Origin of the sequence: Frankia sp. AgPm24 (genome assembly GCF_023243055.1) — a bacterium.
GTDB classification, from domain to species: Bacteria; Actinomycetota; Actinomycetes; order Frankiales; family Frankiaceae; genus Frankia; species Frankia umida.
On the sequence record NZ_JALKFW010000212.1, the window covers coordinates 115,663 to 137,077 of the forward strand.

Sequence of the window (21,415 nt, forward strand, 5' to 3'; positions counted from 1 at the left end):
CGAGCGTGGCATCTGCGGAGGTGATGACGCCCAGCGGCCACCGCGACCAGCCGAACCATAGATGCCTGAGAGTGTTCACGCAGTGCCGGCGTAGCTTCGATGGGGACAGCGGAGCGAACGAACGGCTGCCCTGGGCCCCTTGCCGCCGCCGCATCGACACCCCTGCTTCTTCGGGCCGCTCCGAACGCGCAACCCCAGGAGAGGGCCCCCGGACGCGGGCTCACGGACGCGGGCTCACGGACGCGGGGCCCGTGCGCGTACCCGGCTCCGCGTCGACCCGGCAGGGCCGATCGCGGGGCCGGGCAGCCACGGCTGTCTACTTGATCGCGTTCGCCGGGGTGGCGATGCCGTCCGACGAGGTGGTCTGCAGGATCTGGGTCAGTTCGGCCGCGGTGGGCTCGTGGCCGAAGTAGCTCTTGTAGAAGCTGCTGGTGACCGAACGCAGGTCGACGTCGGCGAACAGCGACGGGTTGAGGACCTTGGACACCCACTGCAGGTTGACGGCCTGCTCCGGGGTGTACTGACCCCACGGGTAGAGACCACGCGGGTGGATGTACAGCTTGTTGTTCCTGACCGCGTTCAGGTCGTTCCAGCCCGACAGCTTCGACAGCGCGTCCACGACCGAGGTGCCGGTGTTGGCGGCCAGGCCCTGGTCACCGCCGGGGGTGGCGACGATCAAATAGTCCGGGTTCCACTGGAGCACCTGCTCCATGGTGACCTTGACCCGGTTGCCCTTGATGTCCTTGGCCGCGTCCGTGCCACCGGCCTTCTCGATCCACTGGTCGATCAGGGAGGCGCCGCCCTGGACCGTGATGTCGCTGCCACCGGTGTAGGCCTCGATGAAGAGCACCTTCGGCTTCGCGGTCACGCTCGACAGCTTCGAGGTGAGACCCGCGGAGACCTTCTCGTAGTAGGCGTTGTAGGCCTTCGCCTTGGCCGCCGCCGCGCCGCCGTAGGTCTCGCCGGCGACCGTCATGGACCTGGTGATGTCGTCCAGCTTGGTGAAGAACATGCTGACGGCCGGAATCCCCGCGTTCTTGAAGGGGGTGGCCGTGTCACCGCCGCTGATCAGGGAGACCACGTCGGGCTTGCGCTGGAGCAGCTGCTCCATGTTCACCATGCCGCCGTTGCGGAACAGCTGCGGAACCTTGGTGATGCTCGGCTGCACGGTCTGCATGAACGGAATGGTGCTGACATTCTGCGGAATCGCGACCAGTTTGTCTCCGACGCCCAGCATGACATCAGTGACCGTGTGCGCCGGGAACTGTTCGGCGATGCTGTTGATGGTGGTCGGAACGGTCACCTTCGCGCCGGAGAGGTCCGTGACCACGTGCGTGGCCGGCGTGGGGCTGGCCGACGGGCTGGCCGAGGCGGTGTCGTCACCCGAGCTGGAGCAGCCAGCCAGGGCGATCATCCCGGTGAGGCCTATCGCAACTGCAATGTGCCGTGGGCGGCGTATCGAACTCACTGATGGTCCCCCTGAGCCGAGCGATTCCCATCGCTCATGTCGAACTGATTGATCGGCGAAAATTAGCAGCGGTCAAATCAGGGCGTCAAGGCGGGTTCTCGGACCATCGAGACACATGACGAACCGGTGAACGTTATGTTTCGACGACGCCGTCCGCGTTCGGAGCGAAAAGACCCGGGTGTAGGGCGGGGCGCCGTCAGCACGGACCACTCGGCTATTTACCCAGGGTCTTCGGACGCGACGAGAACACGGAACATGATTACGAATAATTCAGACAAAACACACCCCACGCGTCGACATGGCCTCGGAGCCGGTCGTCACGCCGGAGCCGCCCGAACCCCCTGACCCGCGCCACGAGGCCGCGGCACATTGTGTCTGAAACATTACGAATGCGCTACGTCAAGTCCGCATGTGCGGTAGAACACGAGCGATACATCCGTAGTTGCGGACCTTATGGATGGATGCCTCCGCAGATACCGGAAGGTCGAAGGCCGGAAGCCCCATCAGCCGGACTGGCAGCACCCCTCCATCATCGCTACAGAAAAGAGTCGCCAGAGCACGAAGAGACATCATCGGATGACTGGGCTCGCACCGAACCCAGGCCAGAACCGGCCCCCGCTCCGTTGGCAGGTCAGAACGCCGGCCGACCGGACTCCGACCGGTCAGGAAGCCAAACCACCAGGACGGCGAGGAGCCAGGAGACCGCGGTCAGGACCGAAGAAACCCGGGAGTTCCGGGAACACCCGCTACCGCCACACCCACCAGGCCGCCGAAACATCGAGCCGCCGAACCGTCCGGACATTCACCGGCGGATACGTCTGGCCGACCGAGCGGGGACACGATTGCGTACGAGCGTCGGGGGGCTGTCGGGCCGTTCGAAGAACGATTCAGCCGGCGGCGTTGTGAACGAGTTCGGCGGCGGCCTGTGGCCACCACTGCCCCGCCTCGGGATTACCGCGACCGCATTCTCCGTCGCTGGATCCGGGAGTTTTGATCCACAGCAGGGCGTCGGCGTGCGGGAAACCGGTGTTGGTGGTGGGCTTTACCCCAAGCCCACGACCGGGCGGGTTGCACCAGGGATCCGAGATGCCGCTCGCGGGGCCCTTGCCGTTGCGGGAGGTGTCGATGACGTAGTGGGCACCGCCGAGCAGACGGGAGACCACCTCGCCCCGGGCCGCCTCGTCCGCGGTGGCGTAGTAGTTCGAGACGTTCAGCGCGAACCCGCGGGCATGCGCCACCCCGGCCTGCGCGAGCCGGTGGGCCATGTCGACGGCGCCGGTCCAGCCGCAGTTCGCGCCGTCGAGGTAGACGCTGGTCGCGGGCAGCGCGGCGTAGGCGTCGACCGCGTCACGCAGCAGGGCGTAGCGTTCCGCCGCTTTGCCGGCGTCGAGTTCGTCGATCTGACCGAGCGCGTCCGGCTCGAGGACGATGACCGCCCGCGCGCCGCCGATACCGGCCGCGACCTGCGCCGTGAAGGTGCGGTAGGCGGCGGCGTCGGGCAGGCCCCCCGCCGAGTACAGACCGACATCGCGGTACGGGATGGCGTAGATCATGAAAACGGCGGTGGCACCGGCGGTCTGCGCGGCGGCCGCCCGGGCGTGCACCTCGCCGGTGACGTCGGTGAGCCAGTCGCCTACCGGGAAGGCGGTCGGTGTCTGGACCAGCGGGGCGATGGTGCTCGCCTCGCCGGGATGGGCGGCGGCGCGCTGTGCGGCCTCGCTGTTCGGATCCACCAGGAACGGCTCCTGCGGCGCGTGCAGGGACGCACCATCACCATCAGGTGTCGCCACCGTCGCCTGGTTGACGTCGGCGGCACCCGCGGGACAGCGGGTTCGGTCCGGGGCCGCCACTGCCGGGGCGGCCGTGGCCCCACCCGAACGGCCCGTGTCACCGCCGTCGCTGTCGTCCTTCCCACCGCCGAGGCCACAGGCTGCCACCAGTACGGCGGCGAGGGCCAGGACGGTGCCGATCCGGCCGGCACGCTCGGCGGCCACGGGCAGCAACCTGACTGTCGGCACGACAGCGTCCTCTCTGCGTTGACTCGCGTGACGGGTGGCGCCGGACGGGCCGCCCGTCGGCGCCGCCGGAGCCGGCGAGCCGGCTGCGCTACTGGGCCACGTGCACCCAGGTCGCGACCGACGGAACGTTCGCTCCGTTGTCGACGAAGAGCATGTACCAGTCGCCCGGCAGGACGTTCGCGTTCTCCGGCACGCTCACCGTGACCGTACCGTCCACCTGGGAGGTGATCGGCAGGGCCACCGAACGCTGCTCGGTATCTGTCACGTGAGTGTAGGCTCCCGGCCGAATCAAACGGACTTTTCCGACCTTTTGCGAGACGGACAGCGAGATAGAGGTACCCCTTGTGATGGCGTTGGGCGCGGCGCGGATGACCGGACGGGTACCGGCGTACAGGTAGGGCGGGGAGTAGACCTCGACCCTGGTCTCGAAGGTGTTGTCGTCGGAGAGCGGGTTCGAGCCGAACACCGCCACCCGACCATCGGGCAGCAGCAGGTACTCGGAGTGGTAGTCGCGGCCGACATGCGGATCGGCGACCGGACGGAAGGTGTTGGTCGCCGGGTTGTAGAGCTCGGCCGTCAGGGTGTCGCGGGCGCGGTAGCGTCGCGACCCGCCCGAGACCAGCACCGTGTCGTCGGGCAGCACGACCGCACCGGGATAGCGCTTCGGTGAGCTCAGGTCCGGGCCACGTTCCCAGCTGGGCTGGGGTTTGGTCAGGTCGACGATGGCGGTCCGATCGGTGGCGACCTGGGTGTCCCCGACGCCACCTCCGCCGATGAACATGATCTTCTGGTCCTGCGCCGGGGCCAGCATCACCGTGCCGGCGGTCTCGTTGACCTCGGGCAGCGGCAGACCGGGAACGGCCTGGAAGGCGTTGTTGCCGAGGTTCCACAGCCCGGACTGACGGGCCTCCAGCGACGCCGGGCCGTAACCCGCGTTCGCCCCCGAGAAGAACAGCCGGCCGTCGGCGGTGAGCAGCAGCGACGGGTAGGTGGGGAACTCCTTGCGCAGTTCGGGATGCTCGATCCAACTGGCGCTGCCGGCGTCGAACGACTCGGTGTTGCCCGGGTCGATGTCGCCCTTGTCGTTGAGCCCCGAGACCGCGACGACCGCGCCGTTGGCCAGCGTGACCAGCGTCGGGTACCAGCGGGCGTGCTGGAGGAAACCGGTCTTGACGTACCGCTCGCTGATCGGGTCGAACAGGTAGGAGTCCTTGAGGCCCTGGTACTCCTTCTTCTTGCCGTCCGGCGCGTCCGCGGCGAGCACCTCATAGGCCTTGGTGCCGCCGGCGATGAGCAGGTCACCGTTGGGCAGGAAGGCATGCCCGGCGCAGAACACGTCCCACGGCGTGGCGATCTTCTGGAAGGTGTTGGCGCTCGGATCCCACAGGATGGTCTCGAACCGCTTGGCGTCGAAGCTCTTCTTGTCGTTGCCGGATCCCGCCATGAGCAGGACCTTCCCGGTCCGCAGCATCGCCGCGTGGATCGAGCGCGAACCACTGTCGGCGACGATGTCCCACCGACCGTTGTCGCGCATGTAGTCCGGCTGGTGGGAGCGCCAGTCGTTGTACCGGTCGGACGCCCACGAGTTGACGTAGGGGAAGTTACCGGCCAGCACCACCAGCACGATGATCCCGGCCTGCAGAATCCGGCGCCGACGACGTGACCTGGTCGGCGTCGACACGACCGGCACCATCCGCGGGTCGTCCAGGCTGGGCCGCGCCTGCGCCGGCGCGGACCGACGACCCGACGCGGACCGACGTCCCGGCTCGGACCGACGGCCCAGGTCAGACCGCTGCCCCGGCTCGGACCGACGGCCCGGCTCGGAGCGACGGCCCGGCTCGGAGCGGCGCGCGTCCGCGGGACGCCCGTCGCGACCGGACGCCGAGCCGCCGATGGCCGGCAGGTCGGTGACGGTCGGATCGTCGGGTTCCGGCCGTCCCTCGGGGCGACGCGGACGGTCGGCCATCAGCCGATCTCCTCAAGCAGGCCGTCGAGGGAGACCCGACGTCGGCGTGGAGTGAGTCGCATCGTGACGTCCTCGACATAGGCGGGTCGGTCGCCGACACCGGCACCAACCCCGGCGAGCACCTCCCGGCGACCGGTGATCACCGTCTCGTGCTCGGTGTAGACCGGCGGCGCGGACGGGTCGAGGCGGCGCCGATCGGCACCGGCGTCGGCACCGGATCCACCGCTGGCCGCCGGTCGCGAGACCGCGGGGACGGACCCGGCGGCCGGTGCGTCCTTGGGATCAGGCACCGTGCGGGTGACGACCGTGTCGTCGCGGCCACCGTCACCGGCGGCCGGCCCCATGGCCGACGCCTGCGCGAGGGCGGCGGCGACGCCGGCGGCCGAAAGGAGCATGGTCGGCCCATCGATGCCGACGCCGACCGGTGCGCCGGCCTCGGCGGCCCCGTCCTTCGCCCTGGCCTCACCGGGCGTATCCGGGGGGGCGCTGGCACTGGCCGCGGCCAGGCGTCGGTCGTCCCGCGCGGTCCGGTCACGTCCGGGTACGGCGGGCACCGGGCCCAGCGGACGGGCGCCGACGATGGTGACGGTGTCGCCGGTCAGCGCGTCGAACGCCGCGGGGACCGGCACCTCCTCGGTGACCGGATCCGCGAACGCGGCGGCCACGACCGCCGGTACCTCCTCGGTCGCCGGATCGTCCGCCGGCTGGCGACCCACGGGGGCGACGATCGGCCAGGCCGCCTCGGCGGCCCGGCGCGGTGCCGGGACATGCGCGGCCGGCAACGGGTTGGGGGCGTTGGCCCGGCGCGGCGCGAGGATCGGTTCCAGTTGCCACAGGCCGATGGGCAACAGGCAGGTCACCAACGACAGCGAGACCCACACCATGTTCGCCGGATACAGGTGCCCGAGCGCCGCCGCGGCGGCGATCGATCCGGCCGACCAGGCCGCCCAGAAAAGGTGTTTTCGGAAGGTCGCCAGTCCGTCAGGGCTCGCCTGGTCACCCTTCGGGGTGACGACGAAACCCAGCTTGCGCCGGAACACCGCACCGACCAGTGCGGTCGAGTAGAACGGCGTGCACAGCACGGAAACGAAGATTCCGGACATTCCCGCGGTGCCGGGTTCCTCATGCGGACTGGTGTTGAACCGGCGCAGCCAGAAGTACAGCAGCAGTCGCGAGGCGAACACGTCCACATAGAGCGCGAACCAGGCCGAGACGTGCACGACGACGCCGGTGGAACCCAGCGCCATGTACGTCGTCGTGAGGATCATGCCGAGAATCCAGGTCAACGCGACCGTCGGATAGTGCAGCATCAGCGTCGCGTAGTGCAGCCGCGGCCCCCAGGACAGCTTGCGCATCCGTCCGGCGGCCTCGGTCACCAGCACCTCGTTGGCCCCGCGGGCCCAGCGCAGCTGCTGGCTGAAGAAGTCCGTCCAGGTCGCTGGGCCCTCGCCGACGGCGATGACGTCCGGGGTGTAGACCGACGTCCAGCGGTGCTTCGTGGCCGGGTTGCGGGCACCGTGGACGGCGAAGGAGGTCGCCAGGTCCTCGGTGATCGAATCCTGGAAGCCGCCGATCTGCCGCCAGGTCTCCACCCGGTAGGCGTGGTTCGTACCGACGAACATGCCACAGGCGAAACGGTTGGCGGCCCGCTGGACGACCGAGTGGAACATGTAGTTCTGCGCCTCGGCGCCCCGGGTCAGGTAGTGGCGGAAGTTCCCGTACACCTGGGGGCCGACGACGAACGCGACATTGGGATCGCGGAAGTACCCGAGCATGCGTTCGCCGAAGTTCGGCAGCGGAATGTGGTCCGGGTCCACCGAAAGAACCACGTCGTAGGCATCGCCGTGCGCATCCAGCCACGAGTTGTGGTTGCCGTGCTTCGTCTTCGCTCGAAAGCGGCCACGGCCGGTGTTGTAGCGCTCCACGCCTTTGCGGGAGAAGTGGTTGACGCCCAGTTCCGCGCACATCGCGCGGACCGCCGGGTCGTTGCCCTCGTCCAGCAACCAGACGTCGATCATCGAGTCGTGCCGGATGTTCAGGGCCGCGATCAGGGTGTCGCGGACGACGTCGATGGGCTCCTTGGACGGCACGATCGTCGTCGTGAAGGCGACCCGCAGCCCGGTGGGAGGCCGCACCGGAACCGGATTACGCATGATGAACGCCGACCAGCACAACGTGATCGAGTTGACCAGGCGAATACCCTCGGTCACCACGATCAGCCAGAACATCACGGCGTTGCCGACCTGGACCGCGGTCGGCAGATAGCGGCCCTGCGGGTAGTGCTCAGGCTGGATCAACCACACGAAGAACAGCGACGACAGACCCACCGTGGCGATCAGCTGCGGAAGGACCTGGTAGAGGTGCCGTCCCACCATGATCTTGCGGTAGGCGACGTGGTAGACGCCCTGGGCCGGCGGCTCCCGCAGGGGCCCGGCGAGCGTCGAGAACGACGCGTAGTCATACGCCACGGTGCTGACTCCCTTCCCCTGGACCCCCGGCGGGGTTCACGGGCGGTCGCCGCCGACCGAGCGCCAGGCTGCTCGCCGCGGCGCCGGCCATCACGGCTCCGCACGTCACCGCGACCCACAGCCACGCTGCCGGACCACTGTGGGTGACCGGTTCGTCGGTCTGGAAGGTGCCGATCCGTAGCCGGCCGATCGTGTGCTCCAGCGGTGTCGCGGCGTCCAACCGGCCCAGGGCCAGCGCGACGATCGCCAGGCCGCAGGCCAGCACCGCGCTGGCCAGCCCGCGCCGGCCGGTCCAGCCCGCCAGCAGACTGAGCACGATCGCGAGCACGGCGGCGGCCCCGACCAGCGCCCCGGTGGGCGCCAGATCCCAGCCGGACCGGGTCGCCACCAACAGATGCGCGCCCCGGTCGGACAGGGTGGCGCGCGCCCAGGTCCGCGGCACGGTGAACAGCACCACCAGACCAGCGGCAACACACAGCGTGAGCAGGCGATCGCCCCAGGCGGTGTCCGCTCTCACGGTGTTCCTACGGCGACCAACGCCGCTCGGGGCCGCCCCGGCGCCGCGGGCGGCCCGAGCGTCTCGGGCGGCCAGGGCCTCGCCGTCGCGGTGGCCGTCCGCGGAGTTCAGAGCGTCCAAGGCCGACCGATCGCCGTTGCCCGGCTCCTCGTGGACCACGAAACCCCTCCCGGCGGTACGGCCATGCGGGTACGACCACCAGGCCGATCCACATTGCCGCGCCGCGATACCGCGTCACCCCTGACGCGACAGAACCGATATCCGTCCGTGGGCCTGCGCCGGACAGCAACGTGCTGACAGACGCACAACGAGGCGATAATGTTGCGCCGAGCCCACAGAACTGCCGTTACGTCAGCGTTCTTCAGGAACACTGCGTGTACAGATTATGCGTGGCCACCGATTAGCCCTCGGCCGGGTGGGTCGCATCGCATGATCCTGACAGCGACGTGAGGGTTGACCGTGGCGATCAGCCGCGGACGAGAAGAACGATCGCGACGACCACGCCAAGCGTGATGACCGCGGCACGCAACAGCGCCGGATGCATCCGGCGTGCGATTCGGGCGCCGATCAGACCGCCGGCCAGCGAGGCGACCACGAGAATCCCGGCGTAACCCCAGGCCACCTTGGCTGTGATGAGGAACACGACTACCCCGACGGCGTTCACACCGAATGCGAGCAGGGTTTTGAGGCCGTTGGTGCGTTGGAGATCGTCGGTCAGCAGGATGCCCAGCACACCGAGCAACAGGACGCCGAGCCCGGCCCCGAAGTACGACCCGTAGACCCCGGCGATCAGCACCCCGAAGCGGGTCGGCCAGGTGACCGTCCGCGCCGCCGGCGGCTGCGCACCGGCCGCGGGGACAGCCGGGGTGGTGACCGGGGTGGCAGTCGGGGTGGTCACCGGGGTGACCGTGTGGGCGCGGCGGCGGGCCACCACGGCGGCCAGTCGGGTCTGCGCGGCCAGCAACAGGCAGGAGGCCAGCACCAGGTAGGGCACCACGGCGCGGAAACTCGAGGACGGGGTGGCCAGCAGGATCACCGCCCCGATGAGGCCGCCGAGCAGCGCGGGCGGCCCGAGGGCCCGCAGCCGGTCGACCTGATCGGCGAGTTCGCGCCGATAGCCCACAGCCCCGCCGGCGTAGCCGGTGACCAGACCGACCGAGCAGGTGATGTTCGCGGTCAGCGCCGGCAGCCCGGTCGCCAGCAGCGCCGGGAAGGCGATGAGGGTGCCGCCACCGGCGATGGCGTTGACGGCACCCGCGAGCAGCCCCGCTCCCGCGGCGAGCAGGGCATCACCTGGTCCCATCCGATCCGCCTCCCGGCCGCCTCGTCCACCCGCCGCCCACGGGCAGGCACGGGCCGAGCATCCAACTCGGGCGGACGACCATGGAAGCGGATGTGACGTGGTCGGCGCGGGCCCCGACCCGGCGGACCCGCTTGTCAGGCGCCCTCGACGCCGGTTCGGTTACAGGTCGAACTCCTCCGGGTTGATCCCGACAGCGAAGCAGGCCTCCCGCACCACGGCCTGCTCGGTCTTGTCGAACGTGCCGTCGGCGCCGCCGATGACGATGCCGATCTGGATGACCGCCCGGGCCTCGGCCGGCTTCTTCTTGGTCCTGCCGATGTCCTGCAGCACCGACACCTTGCCGAACTCGAAGTCGGCCTGCAGCTTGGCGACGTAGTCGTTGAAGCGGCGCTGCAGGTCGTCCGCCGGGAAGTTGTTCAGGACGTCGTTGGAGATGATCAGGGAGGCGACGCGCTGGCGTTCGGCCGGATCGATCGTGCCGTCAGCGGCGGCGACCAGCGCGCAGATCGCCATGCTGGCGTCGCGGAAGGCGCCGCTTTTCAGGTCGTTCTTCTTCGCGTTCAGCTGGCCCTGCATTGACTGGGCCGACTGGCGAAGCTGGTTCCAGATGGGCACCTCGGCTCCCTTGCACGAGTGTCTCCGGGCGGCGGGCGTCCGGAGGGCTGGAGTCGTCGGCACGACGCCGACGACAGGCGGCTTCAGCAGGGTGAACGCACAATGCCCCGGTCACGATCCCCGTAAGCCCCCCGAACCGCTGTGCGCGGACCGCCCACGTTCGGGTCCCCGTCACCGACCGGGGGGAGAGCCGGCGGCGGTCGGCACGCCGTTGAGTGTGTCGACGGCGGCCTGGGCCGATCCGATCGTCGAGAAGTCGACGGCGATGTAGGTCGGCGTCCGGCCCTGTTCGGTGCGACAGCGCTGGGCCCGCCGGGTCAGGGCCGGTGCGGCGTTGGCGGTCAGCGCGGCGTGCCGGCTCGGCGCCGCGGCGGTGATCCAGTTGTTCATCAGAAGCAGGTCCGCGCCGGCGCTGCCACGGTTACGCGGGCAGCCGGCCAGGTCAGCGGGCTTCTTCGCGTCGAACGGCGTGTCGGTGGCATAGCGGTAGAAGCCACGCAGGAACGTGCCGGGCAGGTCCTGCTGCTCGGTGAACACCACCAGGCGACGACCCGAGTCGACCATCGCGCCCAGAGTGGGCCAGCGACCATGGGGATCCTCCGGCGGCGTCGCGACCATCGCGGCGAGGCCCGCCGAGGCCACCGCGCCGGCGATCTCGCTGGCCGGCACCTCGTTGTCCTGGATGATCAGCGTGACCACCTCGGTGGGGTTGCGGTTCATCCAGTCGCGGAGCTGACCGAATGTGGCGGTGAGGTCCAACGCGCCAAGCTGGCACACGTCGTGGCACAGCCACACGCCGGGACGCTGCGAGACGGCCCCCCGGGTCAGCGGTTCGAGCGCGGCCCGGGTCGTGGGTGCCAGGGTCGCGAGGTAGGCGGCGACCTGCTCGGCGGGCGTCCAGTGATGGACGTCGAGCAGCAGGGTGCGCACACCCAGATCCAACTGGTGGACGAGGGTCGGGTCCTGGGACGGGCCGAGAAAGCGGTCCTCGCTGTTGGCCATCGCGTTGTGGGTGGCGAGGTAGGCGACCTGGTCGTAGCGCCGCTCGCACAGCGACGGGCTGGATTCGCACAGCCGGCGGGACTCCGCCGCCGCCCCCGGGAAGGCCGTCCAGGTCACACTCACCATCACCGGGACGGCGAGTACCAGCGCGGTGGCCAGGCGACGGCGCCGTCCGGTCGTGCTCCAGCGGGCCGACAGCGACACCAGCAGCGACCCGCCGCCGACGACCAGGCCCAGCACCAGCGACCAGCCGACAACCCGCAGGTAGTCGCTCTCCACCGTCCGGTAGGCCTGCTCGGAGAAGTCCACCAGCACGGCGCTGGCGCCGGCCGGCAACGGCGAGTGCGGACCGGCCAGCGGTCGCAGCGGGTTGGGCAGCGCCAGGCGCAGCGCGAGGCCGGCGAGGCCGAGGGCGAGCCCGGCGGCGACCACGGCGCCGGCGCCGGCGCGCACCCGGGAGACCCCCTGGCGTCCGGCCAGCACGACGATGGCGACCAGCGCCCCGGCGATCAGCAGCGCGAGGCCCACCGACAGCCAGCCCAGCGCCGCGGTGACGTCATGCAGCTTCTCGATCGCGCTGATCGCCGGCTGGTCGCGCAGGTCGGACAGGCGCACCCCGAGGTCGAGGGTCGATCCGTGCAGCGACTCACGCAGCCGTGCGGTGGCCAGCTCATCGCCCTGGAACAGCTGCGGGCCGAGCAGGGCCAGGGCGCCGGCGACGTCACCCGCGCGCAGCTGGGCGCGCAGCCGCGGTTCGAGGCGGGCGCGGGTGTCCGGGGCGAACCGGTCGAGCACCAGTGGCAGGACCCGGTCGGTGTCCTGGGCGGTCAGTTCGATCGTGGGCAGCGAGCTCGGGGGACGTCCGGCGGCGATGTCGTTGATCGCGCTGAGCACGTCCTCGGTGAAGTCCGCCACGGACGTCACCCGGTAGGTGGTGCCGGACCCGAGTTCACCGGCGATGTAGCGGTTGGCCAGACCCGAGACGTTGTCGAAGATCGGCGCGAGGTCGACGGCGAGCTCCACGTCGTTCGCCTGGCCGCGCAGGTAGTCGACCACCCGGGTGATCTGCTCGTCGGTCATCGCCTCGACGGTGGCCGGTGGCAGGACGGTGCGCAGGTTCGCGGTGATCAGCGAGCCGTCGATCGGCAGGCCCGCGAGCAGGGCGCCCACCGCCGGGTCGGGCAGCACCTCGGTGTAGAGCCGGTCGTAGGCGTCCGCCCGGTTCAGCGACTGGGAGTAGAAGGCCGGGTTGAGCACCGTCCGGCTGGCGGTGAGGATGAGCACCAGTGGCACGGCGCCGACCGCGACCACCAGCACCAGCGCCAGATAGGCGAGGCGACCTCGGCGCGTGCGACGGCGCTTCGCCGGCTCGCCCTCGTCTGCCTCGCCGCCCACCGCCGTCAGGATATCGCGCTGACACCCGGGCCCGATCCCACCGGGGGTACCCCGCGCCCGGGGTCCGGTCAGCCGCCCGAGCCCAGGTGCAGCTGCGGGTGGGCGACGGCGGCCAGGGTCTGGTGGATGCGGGTGGCCACGTCGTCGGGCTCGCCCGTGCCGTCGATGGTGTGCAGCACGCCGGCCTGCTCGTAGTAGCGGCGCAGCGGGGCGGTCTCCGCGGCGAAGACCGCCATCCGACGCCGCGCGGTGTCCTCGGTGTCGTCGAGCCGGTCCTCGGTGTGGGCCCGGCGCCGGATGCGGGCCAGCACCTCGTCGACGTCCACCTGGAGGTCGATGACCGCGTCCAACGGGCCGCAGCTGGCGGCGAGCATCCGGTCCAGCGCCTCGGCCTGCGGGTAGGTGCGCGGAAAGCCGTCGAACAGGAAACCCTCGGCGCAGTCGACGCTGACGGCGAGGCGGTCGGCGACCATGTCCAGCACGATCTCGTCGGGGACGAGCTCACCGGCGCGGACATACCGCTCGGCCCGGCGCCCCAGCGGAGTGCCCGCGGAGATCTGCCGGTCGAACAGCTGGCCGGTGGAGATCGTCGGGATGCCATGGCGGGCGCTGATCCGCGCGCCCTGCGTTCCCTTGCCGGAGCCGGGGGGTCCCAGCAGCACGAGCCTCATGCCCATGGACGGTACCGCCACCAGGGCTGACACCCCCTACCGACGACTCCTGTGAATCCTGGTCAAGCACGACAGACGCCGCGAGGAGCAAGCCAGCTCACACCCGTTTGTCACGCGACGCGCGACCGTGGCTCACTCCCCGCTGGTGTCTGACCACCCGTTCGACCTGGTTCAGCGGCGAGTGGGTGTGATCGGGTCCGGCAGGTCGGTGCGGCCCATCAGCCGACGGTCGACCGCGGCGGCGGCGGAGCGTCCCTCGGAGATCGCCCAGACGATCAGGGACTGGCCCCGGCCCATGTCGCCGGCGACGAACACCCCGGGCACGGACGTCTCCCAACCGGCGTCGCGCGCCACGTTGCCCCGGGCGTCGAGGTCGACGCCGAGGTCGGCCAGCAGACCGGTGGGCTGCGGGCCGGTGAAGCCCATCGCCAGCAGCACCAGCTCGCAGGGCAGCTCGACGTCGGTGCCCTCGACCTTCTCGAACCGTCCCGCGGTGAAACGCACCTCGTGCATGCGCAGCGCCCGCACGTTGCCCGTGTCGTCGCCGAGGAAGCACTCGGTGGACACGGCGAACACCCGCTCGCCGCCCTCCTCGTGCGCGCTCGAGACCCGGTAGAGGATCGGGAAGGACGGCCACGGGTTCGCCGGTGCGCGCAGCTCCGGCGGCCGCGGCATGATCTCCAGCTGGTGGACGGACGCCGCGCCCTGGCGGTGCGAGGTGCCCAGGCAGTCGGCTCCGGTGTCACCGCCACCGATGATGACCACTCGTTTGCCCGCCGCGGTGATCGGCGGCTCGGCCAGATCGCCGAGCACGACCCGGTTCGCCGGCTCCAGGAACTCCATCGCCAGGTGGATGCCGGCGAACTCCCGACCGGGCACGGGCAGATCCCGGCCGATCGTCGACCCACCGGCGAGGACCACCGCCTCGTAGGACGAGCGCAGCTCGTCGGCCGTGATGTCCACGCCGACATCGCAGGAGGTGACGAACGAGGTGCCCTCTGCTTCCATCTGGGCGAGCCTGCGGTCCAGGACCGCCTTCTCCATCTTGAACTCGGGGATGCCGTAGCGCAGCAGACCGCCGACGCGGTCGGCCCGCTCGTAGACGACGACGTCATGCCCGGCCCGGGTGAGCTGCTGGGCGGCGGCGAGTCCGGCGGGCCCCGAGCCGACGACGGCGACCCGGCGCCCGGTGCGCACCGACGGCGGCACCGGTACGACGGTGCCGTCCGCCCAGGCCCGGTCGATGATGCTGACCTCGACCTGCTTGATCGTCACCGGGTCGTCGCCGATGCCGAGCACGCAGGCAGCCTCGCACGGCGCCGGGCACAGCCGTCCGGTGAACTCGGGGAAGTTGTTCGTGGCGTGCAGCCGCTCGCTCGCGTCCGGCCAGTCGCCCCGGCGGGTCAGGTCGTTCCACTCGGGGATGATGTTCCCCAGCGGACAGCCGTTGTGACAGAACGGGATGCCGCAGTCCATGCAGCGGCCCGCCTGTTCGCGCAGGTGCTCCTCCGGGAACGCCTGGTAGACCTCGCGCCAGTCCTGGATGCGCACATCGACCGGGCGGCGTGTCGGCAGCTCCCGGCTGTGCTTGAGAAAGCCGGTCGGGTCGGCCATGTCACTCCTGTCCGGTCAGTAGGCGGTGCTGGGTGTTCTGGGTGTTCTGGGGGCTGTGGGGGGTGTGGCGGTGCTCAGCCACGGCCGGCCGCCATGATCTCCTCTTCGGCGACCAGGCCCTGCTCCTGCGCACGACGGATCGCGGTGAGCACCCGCTTGTAGTCGCGCGGCATCACCTTGCGAAACGATCCGCGGACGTTCTCCCAGTCGGCGTACAGCCGGGCGGCCACGGTGGAACCGGTCTCCCGGCGGTGACGCACCAGCAGGTCACGTACGGTCGCCTCGTCCTCGGCGTCGAGGTCCTCGACGTCGACCATCTCCCGGTTGATCCGCTCGTCCACCGGGTCGTGCAGGTAGGCGACGCCGCCGCTCATCCCGGCGGCGAAGTTGCGTCCGATCTGCCCGAGGACGAGCACGGTGCCGCCGGTCATGTACTCGCAGCCATGGTCACCGACACCCTCGACGACGGCGGTGGCACCGGAGTTGCGCACGCAGAAACGCTCCCCGACGATGCCGCGGAAGAACGCCTCCCCGGCGGTGGCGCCGTAGAGCAGCACGTTACCGGCGACGATGTTCTCCTCGGCGCGCAGCGGCGACTCCTTCGGCGGGAAGACGAAGATCTTGCCGCCGGAGAGGCCCTTGCCCGTGTAGTCGTTCGCGTCGCCCTCGAGGGTCAGGGTCATCCCACGCGGGGCGAACGCACCGAAGCTCTGCCCGGCGGAGCCGGTGAACCGCAGCTGGATGGTGTCGTCCGGCAGACCGGCGCCGCCGTAGCGCTTCGTCACCTCGTAGCCGAGCATCGTGCCGACCGTGCGGTTGACGTTGCGGATCGGCATCTCCAGCCACACCGGCCGGCCCTCGTCGAGGGCGCCCTCGCACAGCTGGATCAGCGAGTTGTCCAGCGCCTTGTCCAACCCGTGGTCCTGGCTGGACGTGCAGTGCAGCGAACCGCCGAAGGGCCGCTCGGGGCTGTGCAGCAGCGGGGTGATGTCGAGCCCCGAGGCCTTCCAGTGCTCGATCGCCGCGCGGGCGTCCAACAGGTCGACCCGGCCGACGGCCTCCTGCAACGTGCGGAAGCCCAGCGCCGCCAGATGCGCGCGAACCTCCTCGGCGATGTAGGTGAAGAACGCCTCGACGAACTCGGGCTTGCCGGTGAACCGGGCCCGCAGCTGCGGGTTCTGGGTGGCCACGCCGACCGGGCAGGTGTCCAGGTGACAGACGCGCATCATCACGCAGCCGGCGACGACCAGCGGAGCGGTGGCGAAACCGAACTCCTCGGCGCCCAGCAGCGCGCCGACGATGACGTCGCGGCCGGTCTTGAGCTGACCGTCGACCTGCACGACGATCCGGTCCCGCAGCCCGTTGAGCAGCAGCGTCTGCTGGGTCTCGGCGAGCCCCAGCTCCCACGGCGCCCCGGCGTGCTTGAGCGAGGTCAGCGGGGAGGCACCGGTGCCGCCGTCGTGCCCGGAGACGAGCACCACGTCGGCGTGCGCCTTGGACACCCCGGCCGCGACCGTGCCGACCCCGACCTCGGCGACCAGCTTCACGTGCACCCGCGCCTTCGGGTTCGCGTTCTTCAGGTCGTGGATGAGCTGGGCGAGGTCCTCGATCGAGTAGATGTCGTGGTGCGGCGGCGGGGAGATCAGACCGACACCCGGGGTGGAGTGGCGGGTCTTCGCGATCCACGGGTAGACCTTGTGGCCGGGCAGCTGCCCGCCCTCCCCCGGCTTCGCGCCCTGGGCCATCTTGATCTGGATGTCGTCGGCGTTGGCCAGGTACTCGCTGGTCACCCCGAACCGGCCGGACGCGACCTGCTTGACGGCGCTGCGGCGCAGGTCGCCGTTGGCGTCGGGGACGAAACGCTCGGCGTCCTCGCCGCCCTCACCGGTGTTCGACTTGCCGCCGAGCCGGTTCATCGCGATCGCGAGCGTCTCGTGCGCCTCGGCGCTGATCGAGCCGTAGGACATCGCACCGGTCGCGAACCGCTTGACGATCTCGGAGACCGGTTCGACCTCCTCGATCGGCACCGGTGGGCGCACCCCGGCCCGCAGGTCGAACAGGCCGCGCAGCGTCGCGTTCTCCCGGGACAGCCCGTCGATCCTGCTGGTGTACTCCTGGAAGACGTCGAACTGGCGGGTGCGGGTGGCGTGCTGGAGCAGGAAGACGGTCTCCGGGTTGAACAGGTGCAGTTCGCCCTCGCGGCGCCACTGGTACTCCCCGCCGACCTCCAGCCCGCGGTGCGCGAGCTCGGAGGCGACCCGCGGGTGGGCGCGGCTGTGCCGAGCGGCGACCTCGGCGGCGATGATCTCCAGGCCCACGCCGTCCAACCGGGACGGGGTGCCGACGAAGTAGGAGTCGACGAACTCCTGGGCGAGCCCGATCGCCTCGAAGACCTGCGCACCGGTGTAGCTCGCGACGGTGGAGATGCCCATCTTGGACATCACCTTCAGCACACCCTTGCCCAGCGCCCTGATCAGGTTCTTCTCGGCCTCGGCGCGGCTCACGCCGGTGATCTCGCCCTCGTCGATCAGCGTGTCGGCCGACTCGAACGCCAGGTACGGGTTGACCGCGGCCGCGCCGTACCCGGTGAGCAGGGCGATGTGGTGCACCTCGCGGGCGTCACCGCACTCGACGATCAGGCCGACCTTCGTCCGGGTGCGCTCGCGGATCAGGTGGTGATGCACCGCCGCGGTGAGCAGCAGCGACGGGATCGGCGCCTTGCGCTCGTCGGAGTCACGGTCGGAGAGCACGACGATGCGCGCCCCGTCGGCGATGGCCTCGCTGACCCCGGCGCAGATCTCGTCCAGCCGGGCGGCGAGCGCCGCGCCACCACCGTCGACGTCGTACAGCCCACGGACGGTCACCGAGGCGAAGCCCGGCATGTCACCGTCGTCGTTGATGCCGACGATCTTGGCGAGCTGACCGCTGCTGATCACCGGGTAGGGCAGGTGCACCATCCGGCAGGACGCCGGCGACGGGTCGAGCAGGTTGCCCTCGGGGCCGAGGGTCCGCCCGAGGCTGGTGACCAGCTCCTCCCGGATCGCATCCAACGGCGGGTTGGTGACCTGCGCGAACAGCTGGGTGAAGTAGTCGAACAGCAACCGGGGACGCGACGACAGGACGGCCACCGGCGTGTCGGTGCCCATCGACCCGATCGGCTCGGCACCGCCCCGGGCCATCGGCGCCACCAGGACGCGCAGCTCCTCCTCGGTGTAGCCGAAGACCTGCTGGCGGCGCAGCACCGAGGAGTGCCCGTAGACGACGATCTCACGCTCGGGCAGATCGTCGAGCGAGATGAGCCCGGCATGCAGCCACTCCGCGTAGGGCGCGGCGGTGGCGAGCTCCGACTTGATCTCCTCGTCGTCGATGATGCGCCCCTGCGCGGTGTCGACGAGGAACATCCGGCCCGGCTGGAGCCGCCCCTTGCGCACCACCCGGTGCGGCGGGATGTCGAGCACACCGACCTCGGAGGCCATCACGACCAGCCCGTCATCGGTCTGCCAGTACCGCCCCGGACGCAGCCCGTTGCGGTCGAGCACCGCACCGATCACCGTGCCGTCGGTGAACGCGATCGCCGCCGGGCCGTCCCATGGCTCCATCAGCGCCGAGTGGAACTCGTAGAACGCGCGGCGGGCCGGGTCCATCTCGGCGTGGTTCTCCCACGCCTCGGGGATCATCATCAGCACCGCGTGCGGCAGGCTGCGCCCGCCGAGGTGGAGCAGTTCGAGCACCTCGTCGAAACTCGCCGAGTCGCTCGCGCCGTCCGCGCAGATCGGGAACAGCCGCGCCAGGTCCCCCGAGATCAGGTCGCTGGCCAGCAGCGCCTCCCGGGCCCGCATCCAGTTCCGGTTGCCTCGAACGGTGTTGATCTCGCCGTTGTGGGCGACGAACCGGTACGGATGGGCCAGCGGCCAGCTCGGGAACGTGTTCGTCGAGAACCGGCTGTGCACCAGGGCGATGGCGCTGGTGAAACGCGGGTCGTCCAGATCCGGGAAGTACGCCGAAAGCTGGTGGGTGGTCAGCATCCCCTTGTAGACGATCGTGCGCGACGACAGCGACGCGACGTACACGCCCGTCTCGCGCCGGATGCGCTTGCGCGCGCAGAACGCCCGGCGCTCCAGCTCACCCACGTCGAAGGCCGCCTCGGCCTTCTCCCCCGCCACGCCACCCAGCGCATCGCCGGGCAGGGCCACGAACAGCTGGCGCATCCGGGGCTCCACCTCGCGGGCCGCATGCCCGACGATGTGGCTGATCGTGGGAACCTCACGCCAGCCCAGTACCCGCAGGCCCTCCTGGCGCACGATCCGGCTGATCACCCGTACCGCGTCGTCGCGCTCCCCCGCCACCTGGGGCAGGAAGGCGATGCCGACCGCGTACCGGCCGGGCGCTGGCAGGGCGAAGTCCACCACATCACGCAGGAACTGATCGGGGACCTGGACGAGAATGCCGGCTCCGTCGCCGGTATCCGGGTCGCTGCCCGACGCGCCGCGGTGATCCAGGTTGCGCAGGACGGTGAGGCCCTGGTCAACCAGTTCATGGCTACGACGACCGTGCACGTCGACTACGAAGCCGACCCCGCAGGCGTCGTGTTCGAAAGTGGGGTCGTAAAGACCTTGCGCGCTCGGCATCCGGCGAAGTCCTGTCCGTCTTCAGGGGCTGAAGGTGAGGCGGACGACGCTGTCCGAAGGTGAACCGCGGCACGACGGCGCTGGCCCAGCGACCCGTGTGCCTGCTCTCGAGTGTGCCATGCGCCGAGCCGACACGCCTTGATCATATATGTCCGGCAGGTCACAGCCGTATAACGTCACACAACCTGACACGAACGGCGCACCAGTCGGTAGTGGACGACCACCTTTCGGGAAATTCCGGCGCGATCCGGCCTCGATCGAGGCCCGTGGACGGCGGCCGTGCGGCTCAGCGCGGCGGCGCCTCGACCGGCGCGTGCCCCGCCGATTCTCCCCTGCCGGGCGTTACCCGGCCAGTCTGCGCCCCGACATCGGCGCCCACGCCAGCCTCACGTTCGACCCTGGTCCCGCCGCCGCCCCCGCCGCCGCTCTCGCCGCCAGGCTCGGAGCCGGTCTCGGACTCGCCCCTGAGGCCGGTTCCGCTGCTGCGCCCGGATTCGCCGCCGGTCTCGGACTCGCCGCCGGGGCGGGGGGCCGTGCCGTCGGTGGAGGCGACTCCCTCGGGCTCGACCCCTCGACGGCCGCGTTCGCGCACCAGGCCGAGCTCGCGCTGTTCCTCGGGTGAGACGTCCAGATCGACCGGCCGACGGGTCAGCGCGAACGCGACGATGGCGGCGACGCAGACCAGGGCGGACGTCCAGATGTTGACCCGCAGCCCGAGAATCCTGTCGGCGGTGTCGATGCGCAGCATCTCGATCCACAGCCGGCCGAACGTGTACAGCGCCACGTACAGGGCGAACAGCCGGCCACGACCGAGCCGGTGCCGACGGTCGACGAACAGCAGGATGCCGGCGACCACCAGGTTCCACAGGAACTCGTACAGGAACGTCGGCTGGTAGGTGGCCACGGTCGGATCGATCCGGTGGGCCGCGTCGATGCGCACCGCCCAGGGCAGGTCGGTGGCACGGCCGTACAGCTCCTGGTTGAACCAGTTACCCCAGCGCCCGATGGCCTGCGCCAGGATGATCCCGGGCGCGGCGGCGTCGGCGAACAGGGCCAGGCTGACCCCGAGGCGCCGCGCCGCGATCCACGCGCCGAGCGCGCCGCCGGCGATCGCCCCCCAGATGCCGAGCCCACCGTTCCAGATCTTCACCACGTCGCCGAGGTTGCCGTCGTGGCCGAAGTACGGGTCGGGCGTGCTGAGCACATGGTAGATCCGGGCGCCGAGGATCCCGAAGGGCACCGCCCAGAAGGCGATCTCCCCCGCGATCTCGGGATCGAGGCCGCGGGCGCGCAACCGACGGCCAGTGACGACGACGGCGACCACGATCCCGAGAATGATCATCAGGGCGTAGGCGCGCAGCGGCACCGGCCCCAGATGCACCACACCACGGGACGGACTGGGAATAGCGGCGAACACCACGGTCGCCAGGCTATCCCGACACCGCGCCCAACCTGACGCCAGCCACGCCCGCCTCACCTGCCGCGCGGCCCGGCAGCAGCCCGATCATCGCCACGCCCTATGCCAGGATGTCCGATGCCGGCGCCGCCGGGCCACGTGCCGCCCTCTTCAGCGGTGCTGCCCTCTTCGCTGGTGCTGCCTGTTCGGTGGTGCGGGGTGTGCGGATCAGGCGGTGACCGGGACGTTGGCCTGGGCGCCGCGCACTCCCTGGGCGAGGTCGGCCGGGTGGGGGGGGCCCCCCCGGGGCGGGGGCCCCCCCGCCCCCCCCCCCCCCCGCGCGCGGGCCCACCC

Annotated in this window: 12 protein-coding genes; all 12 read right to left on the reverse strand. The window is 70.6% G+C overall.

Features of this window, described 5'->3' with window-relative positions; all coding sequences use genetic code 11:
• Nucleotides 1-316: 316 nt before the first annotated feature.
• Entirely contained in the window at nucleotides 317-1,414 is a 1,098-nt protein-coding gene (locus MXD61_RS23690; protein WP_248815626.1) for an ABC transporter substrate-binding protein, read from the reverse strand.
• Nucleotides 1,415-2,355: 941 nt separating this feature from the next.
• A complete protein-coding gene (locus tag MXD61_RS23695) occupies nucleotides 2,356-3,486 on the reverse strand; it encodes a glycoside hydrolase family 6 protein (protein ID WP_248815627.1) in 1,131 nt (376 codons plus the stop codon).
• 88 nt (nucleotides 3,487-3,574) lie between these two features.
• On the reverse strand, nucleotides 3,575-5,179 hold the full coding sequence (locus MXD61_RS23700; RefSeq protein ID WP_374629472.1) for a galactose oxidase-like domain-containing protein: 1,605 nt from the start codon (nucleotides 5,177-5,179) through the stop codon (nucleotides 3,575-3,577).
• A gap of 272 nt (nucleotides 5,180-5,451) precedes the next feature.
• Nucleotides 5,452-7,920: a glycosyltransferase family 2 protein gene (locus MXD61_RS23705; protein WP_248815629.1), complete on the reverse strand. Its 2,469-nt coding sequence runs from the start codon at nucleotides 7,918-7,920 to the stop codon at nucleotides 5,452-5,454.
• A complete protein-coding gene (locus tag MXD61_RS23710) occupies nucleotides 7,910-8,437 on the reverse strand; it encodes a Trp biosynthesis-associated membrane protein (protein ID WP_248815630.1) in 528 nt (175 codons plus the stop codon). Before MXD61_RS23710 ends, MXD61_RS23705 begins: the two co-directional genes overlap by 11 nt.
• Before the next feature lie 466 nt (nucleotides 8,438-8,903).
• Entirely contained in the window at nucleotides 8,904-9,740 is an 837-nt protein-coding gene (locus tag MXD61_RS23715; RefSeq protein ID WP_248815631.1) for a sulfite exporter TauE/SafE family protein, read from the reverse strand.
• Between the two features lie 159 nt (nucleotides 9,741-9,899).
• Nucleotides 9,900-10,355, reverse strand: coding sequence for a tellurite resistance TerB family protein (locus tag MXD61_RS23720; protein ID WP_163548455.1), 456 nt, complete (start codon nucleotides 10,353-10,355; stop codon nucleotides 9,900-9,902).
• Between the two features lie 171 nt (nucleotides 10,356-10,526).
• On the reverse strand, nucleotides 10,527-12,761 hold the full coding sequence (locus tag MXD61_RS23725) for a hypothetical protein (RefSeq protein WP_374629473.1): 2,235 nt from the start codon (nucleotides 12,759-12,761) through the stop codon (nucleotides 10,527-10,529).
• Between the two features lie 59 nt (nucleotides 12,762-12,820).
• Nucleotides 12,821-13,423: an adenylate kinase gene (locus tag MXD61_RS23730; RefSeq protein WP_248815641.1), complete on the reverse strand. Its 603-nt coding sequence runs from the start codon at nucleotides 13,421-13,423 to the stop codon at nucleotides 12,821-12,823.
• Between the two features lie 171 nt (nucleotides 13,424-13,594).
• Nucleotides 13,595-15,037 (reverse strand): glutamate synthase subunit beta, encoded by a 1,443-nt coding sequence (locus MXD61_RS23735; protein ID WP_248815633.1) that lies wholly within the window; start codon nucleotides 15,035-15,037, stop codon nucleotides 13,595-13,597.
• Nucleotides 15,038-15,111: 74 nt separating this feature from the next.
• The gene (gene gltB / locus MXD61_RS23740) at nucleotides 15,112-19,665 is read right to left on the reverse strand and encodes a glutamate synthase large subunit (protein WP_248815634.1); all 4,554 of its coding nucleotides are present in this window, start codon (nucleotides 19,663-19,665) and stop codon (nucleotides 15,112-15,114) included.
• Nucleotides 19,666-19,951: 286 nt separating this feature from the next.
• Nucleotides 19,952-21,085, reverse strand: a complete 1,134-nt coding sequence (gene lgt, locus MXD61_RS23745) for a prolipoprotein diacylglyceryl transferase (RefSeq protein ID WP_248815635.1) — start codon at nucleotides 21,083-21,085, stop codon at nucleotides 19,952-19,954.
• Between the last annotated feature and the right edge of the window lie 330 nt (nucleotides 21,086-21,415).

Coding starts and splice junctions, on each gene's coding strand:
- MXD61_RS23690 (WP_248815626.1), bottom strand. CDS start 1,414: ATGATCGCCCTGGCTGGCTGCTCCAGCTCGGGTGACGACACCGCCTCG.
- MXD61_RS23700 (WP_374629472.1), bottom strand. CDS start 5,179: ATGGTGCCGGTCGTGTCGACGCCGACCAGGTCACGTCGTCGGCGCCGG.
- MXD61_RS23715 (WP_248815631.1), bottom strand. CDS start 9,740: ATGGGACCAGGTGATGCCCTGCTCGCCGCGGGAGCGGGGCTGCTCGCG.
- MXD61_RS23730 (WP_248815641.1), bottom strand. CDS start 13,423: ATGAGGCTCGTGCTGCTGGGACCCCCCGGCTCCGGCAAGGGAACGCAG.
- MXD61_RS23735 (WP_248815633.1), bottom strand. CDS start 15,037: ATGGCCGACCCGACCGGCTTTCTCAAGCACAGCCGGGAGCTGCCGACA.
- gltB (WP_248815634.1), bottom strand. CDS start 19,665: ATGCCGAGCGCGCAAGGTCTTTACGACCCCACTTTCGAACACGACGCC.